Source organism: Microbacterium sp. SD291 (genome assembly GCF_017355365.1).
Taxonomy (GTDB): domain Bacteria; phylum Actinomycetota; class Actinomycetes; order Actinomycetales; family Microbacteriaceae; genus Microbacterium.
In genome coordinates this window covers 1-5,274 of the sequence record NZ_JADIJR010000060.1, presented here as the reverse complement: position 1 = coordinate 5,274, position 5,274 = coordinate 1, and the positions used below count along the sequence as shown (strand labels likewise).

Annotated in this window: 5 protein-coding genes; 3 read left to right on the top strand and 2 right to left on the bottom strand. The window is 70.7% G+C overall.

Annotated elements, in window-relative coordinates; translation table 11 throughout:
* Positions 1-194: 194 nt before the first annotated feature.
* Entirely contained in the window at positions 195-1,322 is a 1,128-nt protein-coding gene (locus tag IPV10_RS16670; RefSeq protein ID WP_207485764.1) for a beta-propeller fold lactonase family protein, read from the bottom strand.
* A 93-nt stretch (positions 1,323-1,415) separates the two neighbouring features.
* On the bottom strand, positions 1,416-2,702 hold the full coding sequence (locus IPV10_RS16665; RefSeq protein WP_207485762.1) for an adenylosuccinate synthase: 1,287 nt from the start codon (positions 2,700-2,702) through the stop codon (positions 1,416-1,418).
* 237 nt (positions 2,703-2,939) lie between these two features.
* Here IPV10_RS16665 and IPV10_RS16660 point away from each other — a divergent pair, with 237 nt between their 5' ends.
* The 3 genes from IPV10_RS16660 to IPV10_RS16650 all read left to right on the top strand — a co-directional run.
* The gene (locus tag IPV10_RS16660) at positions 2,940-3,923 is read left to right on the top strand and encodes a DMT family transporter (protein ID WP_207485760.1); all 984 of its coding nucleotides are present in this window, start codon (positions 2,940-2,942) and stop codon (positions 3,921-3,923) included.
* A 90-nt stretch (positions 3,924-4,013) separates the two neighbouring features.
* Positions 4,014-4,766, top strand: a complete 753-nt coding sequence (locus tag IPV10_RS16655; protein WP_207485758.1) for a Pr6Pr family membrane protein — start codon at positions 4,014-4,016, stop codon at positions 4,764-4,766.
* Positions 4,767-4,950: 184 nt separating this feature from the next.
* Positions 4,951-5,274, top strand: a 324-nt coding sequence (locus IPV10_RS16650) for a hypothetical protein (protein WP_207485757.1), incomplete at its 3' end; no start/stop codon positions are given.

Here is a 5,274-nt window from a genome sequence, read left to right as displayed (position 1 = left end):
TGGATTTCTCCGGAGTTATGACCGCGGGCGGCCGGAGACCCGCGGGTCGGTCACGACCGGTTGCTCCGGTCGAACTGTTCACAACTCCGGAGATCCGGCTGATTCCGGGTCGGAAACGGCCCTCTCGGGCTGGTTCCGTGGATTTCTCCGGAGTTATGACCGCGGGCGGCCGGAGACCCGCCGGCCGCGACGGCTCAGCGCACCGGCAGGAAGTGCGTCGGCGTCGGCACCTGCGCCTCATGGCGGATGCCGAGGGGCGCGCCGGTGCGCTCGTCGAGGTCGAGCAGGGTGATCGTGTCGGAGCGCTGGCCGGCGACGAGCATCTTGCCCTCGTGGATCAGGTGGTGGCGGGGCCAGTCGACGCCGGAGTCGGCGAGCGCGATCGACTCGAGGCTCTCGCCCCCGCCGCGGACGCGGAGCGCCGCGATCGTGTTGCTGCCCCGGAGTGCGGTGTAGAGGAAGTTGCCGTCGCGGCTGCGCGCGAGCTCTGCCGCGAAGTCGAAGCCGACCTGGGCGATCGGGCTGGACAGCGTCGACGACACGACCGACCAGGTGCCGTCGGGGCCCGCGGCGAGAGTGAAGACCTCGCACGAGTATTCGGTGACCACGTGCAGGTGGCCGCTCGGGTGCACGACCATGTGGCGGGGGCCGGTCCCGCGCGGCAGGACGACGTCATGATCGAGCGACAGCCCTGATGCGGTCGGCCGCCAGATGCGCACCAGGTCGAAGCCGAGGTCGGTGGTGGCGATCCGGCCGTCCGGCAGGAAGGCGGCGGCGTGCGCGTGCGAGACGCGGTCGCCACTCGGCGTCGTCGAGGCGTGGGGGTCGGATGCCGCAGCCCCCGTGCCCGCGGGCGCGCCGGTGTCGGGGGCGGGCCCTTCGACAGGCTCAGGGACCCAGCCGAGGAGCGCCGCCCGCAGCTCGGCGGCCTTGTTCGCGGCATCCTGCGCCGGCCGCCCCGCCGCGTCGAGCCTGACGCGCACGACGCGTCCGTCGCCGTAGCAGCTGGCGATGAGGGAGGAGCCGTTCGGGGCGACGGCCACGTGGCACACGCTCTTCCCGACCTCGACCGGCTCGCCGAGCGGTGTCAGTGAGGACTCGCCGGTGCGGACGAACGCCTGCACCGCGGCATCCCCCTCCAGCGCCGCATAGACGACGTCGAGGGTGGGATGCTGCGCCAGCCACGACGGCGAGGACGTGCGGGTGACGGCTCCCCGGTAGCTCAGCGCGGTAGCCGCGCCGTCATCTCCCGCGAGCAGGCCGATGCCGTCGGCGTTGCCGTCCATGCCGGAGCCGTATCCGCCGAGCCAGAACCGTGTCATGTCTCCCCCTTGGAAGAACCCCTCTGTTTGCGTCGAACGCAGGTTCCCGGGGGTCGGGAGCATGCGTTCAGCGCAAACAGACGGGCTGGATGCTCAGTCGAGCAGGTCGTGACGGACGATGACCTGGTCGCGCTCCGGGCCGACGCCGATCACCGAGATGCGGGTGTTGCTCATCTTCTCGAGCGCCAGCACGTAGTCCTGCGCGCTCTGCGGCAGGTCCTCGAAGGTCCGCGCCGTCGAGATGTCCTCGCTCCAGCCGGCGTGGTACTCGAGGATCGGCGTCGCGTGGTGGAAGTCGGTCTGGTTGACCGGCACCTCGTCGAAGCGCTCGCCGTCGACGTCGTATGCGACGCACACCGGGATCTGCTCGAGACCGGTGAGGATGTCGAGCTTGGTGAGCACGAGGTCGGTGATGCCGTTGATCCGGGTCGCGTAGCGCGTGATGGGGGCGTCGTACCAGCCGACGCGACGCGGACGCCCTGTCGTGGTGCCGAACTCGAAGCCCTGCTTGCGCAGCCACTCGCCCTTCTCGTCGAAGAGCTCGGTCGGGAACGGGCCTGACCCGACGCGGGTCGTGTACGCCTTCACGATGCCGACGATGCGGTCGAGGCTTCCCGGCCCGACGCCGGAGCCGGACGCGGCACCGGCGGCGGTCGCGGTCGACGAGGTGACGAACGGGTACGTGCCGTGATCGATGTCGAGCATCGTGGCCTGGCCGCCCTCGAAGACGACGACCTCGCCACGGCCGAGGGCCTCGGCGATCAGGTGACCGGTGTCGGCGACCATCGGACGCAGCCGCTCGGCGTAGGAGAGGAGGTCCTCCAGGACCTCGTCGGCGGTGATCGCACGGCGGTTGAAGATCTTCACGAGGAGGTGGTTCTTCTGGTCGAGCGCGCCCTCGACCTTCTGACGCAGGATGTTCTCGTCGAACAGGTCCTGCACGCGGATGCCGACGCGGTTGATCTTGTCGGCGTAAGCCGGGCCGATGCCGCGGCCGGTGGTGCCGATCATGCGCTTGCCGAGGAAGCGCTCGGTGACCTTGTCGAGCGTGCGGTGGTACTGCGTGATGATGTGCGCGTTCGCGCTCACCCGCAGGCGCGACACGTCGATGCCGCGGGCGGCGAGAGCCTCGAGCTCGAAGAACAGCACCTCGAGGTCGATCACGACGCCGTTGCCGATCACCGGGTTGACCCCGGGCGAGAGGATGCCGGAGGGGAGAAGGTGGAGTGCGTACTTCTCGTCGCCGACCACGACGGTGTGCCCGGCGTTGTTGCCGCCGTTGAACTTCACCACCCAGTCGGTGCGCTCGCCGAGCAGGTCGGTGGCCTTGCCCTTGCCCTCATCGCCCCACTGGACGCCGACGATCACGATTCCTGGCATGGGTGTCCCCCTTGCTTTCGCCGGGTTCGCACCGGCCGATGAGCTGGCCCTCTTCGGGCGGTCCCATCCTATCGAAGGGCCGGATGCCGCCTCGGATGCGGCATTCCGGATGCCGCCCCGGATGCCGCCGTCACGCGGAGCGTGCGGGCTCACGCACGCTCGCGTTGGCGGGAAAAGCGGGGCGGATGTCGCTTCGGACGGTCGTCCGATGTCGGTGGCCCCTGAGACGATCGGAGGATGCCAGAAGCAGCCCCAGGCCCGGACGCAATCAGGGGCCCCGCCGCGACCGGGCGCCCAGGGCTCGGTTCCCCGCAGGCCGCCGTACCGCGCGCGAACGGTCCGCTCGTCCTCGCCGCTGCCCTCGTCACGGTCGTGCTGTGGGCTTCCGCGTTCATCGGCATCCGCGGGGCCGGGCCGCACTTCGATCCGGGAGCGCTCGCCCTGCTCCGGATGGCCGTCGGCACACTGGCGCTCGGCGTCATCGCGCTCCGCCACGGCATCCGCCCTCCCGCCCGCCGGCACTGGCCGCTCGTGGCCGTGTGGGGCATCGGCTGGTTCTGCGTCTACAACCTCGCCCTCAACGCGGCCGAGCGCACGCTCGATGCCGGCACCGCCGCGATGGTCGTGAACCTCGCCCCGCTCATGGTCGTCGTCTTCAGCGGACTGTTCCTCCGCGAGGGATTCCCCCGCCCGCTGGTGATCGGCGCACCCATCGCCTTCCTCGGCGTCGTGCTGATCGGCATGAACTCGTCCACGAGCACAGGGTCCACGAGCACAGGGCCCGACATCACGGGGCTGCTGCTCGCCCTCCTCGCCGCCGTGATGTACGCGGGATGCACGCTGCTGCAGAAGCACCTGCTCAGCGCGGGCGCCGACGCGACCACCCTCACCTGGTTCGGCGCGATCGCCGGTACGGTCGCCCTGCTGCCCTGGGTCGGACGGCTGGTGGAGGACCTCCAGTCCGCCCCGGTCGACGCGACGCTGTGGGTCGTGTACCTCGGCATCTTCCCCACCGCGATCGCGTTCACGACATGGGCGTACGTGCTGCAGCGCAGCACCGCCGGGCAGACGTCGGCCACCACCTACGTCGTGCCGGCCATCGCGATCCTGATGTCGTGGATGATCCTGGGCGAGGTGCCGACGCCGCTGATGTTCCTCGGCGGGGCGCTGTGCCTCCTGGGCGTCCTCGTCACGCGGATGCGGTGGCGTCGCCGCACCTGAGCCTCGGTGATATACCGGCGCCGACATCCACCGTCGCGTCATATCCGCGCGGGGAACCGGATGCCGCTACAGTGACGCACGGAGGCGAACATGACGACCTGGTGGCCCTTTTTCCGACTTGCCGGCGCGGCGCTCGCCGTCGCCGCGATCATCGCGCAGCTCTCGCGCACGATGTCGAACGCGATCGCCGCGGAGACCGAGTGGGGCGGTCATCTGCCCACCGTCACCGCCAACTTCCTGAGCTTCTTCACGATCGAGTCGAACATCCTGGCCGCGATCGCGCTCGCCGCCGGCGGCATCTGGGCGTTGAGGCAGAAGGATGCCGCGACCACCGAGCCGCGCTGGCTGGCAGTGCTGCTGGCCTTCGCCAGCACCTACATGATCGTCACCGGCGTGGTCTACAACACCCTGCTGCGGGGGATCCCGCTGCCCCAGGGCGGGACCGTGCCGTGGTCGAACGAGGTGCTGCACGTCGTCATCCCCCTCGTCATGCTCGCCGATCTGCTGTTCGCGCCCCGTCGCCGCGCGCTCGGCTGGAGCGCCGTGCTGGGAGCTGCGATCTTCCCGATCGTGTGGGTCGTCTACACGCTGATCCGGGCGAACCTCATCATCGCCCCCGCCACCGGGGAGGCCTGGTGGTACCCGTACCCCTTCCTGAACCCGCACGTGCAGGGGAGCTACGGCGTCGTGGCGCTCTACGTCATCGGCATCGCCGCGGCGATCATCGCTGTCGCCGCGTTCGTCGTCTGGGTCGGCCGGCGCCGGTCGGCCGCACCTGACGCCGAGACGGCCGGAGCGGTGCCCGGGTATATTGGCGGCACGCGCGAGTTCGACAGGGAATGAGCCCTGCGATCCCGCGAGGACGATCGGGGATCATGTGGATCAGGGGCAGGCGAGCGCTCCGATCATCGACGCGCCCGCACCCGCGCTTCGCCGTGACAGCCGCGCGTCGGCCCCGGCGAGCGCGGCGGCCCCGCTGCCGGCCGCCGGTGCTGTGGCTCGCGTCCATGCGGGACGCTCCCTCTGGATGGCGCACCGCGCCCGCATCCTGATCGCCGGCGCCGTCGTCGCCGGCGCCGGCTGCCTGGTGGCGACCGCGCTGTTCACCGGCATCGCCGCCCCGTCCGCGGCGCCGTCGTCGACCTCCGCACCGGAACAGGAGCGCGAGGGGACGTCCGGCACGCAGAGCGGTTCTGATCGCAACTCCGCCGCGATCATGGGTCTCGACCGGAAGCACTCGATCAGCACCGCGGATGCCGGCGACGACACGAACTCGAGCGGCGAGGATCCGACGGATTCCGACGGCGCCCCGGAGACGACGCCGCCGCCATCGTCCGAGCCCTCGACGGCG

Coding starts and splice junctions, on each gene's coding strand:
- IPV10_RS16655 (WP_207485758.1), top strand. CDS start 4,014: ATGACGACCTGGTGGCCCTTTTTCCGACTTGCCGGCGCGGCGCTCGCC.
- IPV10_RS16670 (WP_207485764.1), bottom strand. CDS start 1,322: ATGACACGGTTCTGGCTCGGCGGATACGGCTCCGGCATGGACGGCAAC.
- IPV10_RS16660 (WP_207485760.1), top strand. CDS start 2,940: ATGCCAGAAGCAGCCCCAGGCCCGGACGCAATCAGGGGCCCCGCCGCG.
- IPV10_RS16665 (WP_207485762.1), bottom strand. CDS start 2,702: ATGCCAGGAATCGTGATCGTCGGCGTCCAGTGGGGCGATGAGGGCAAG.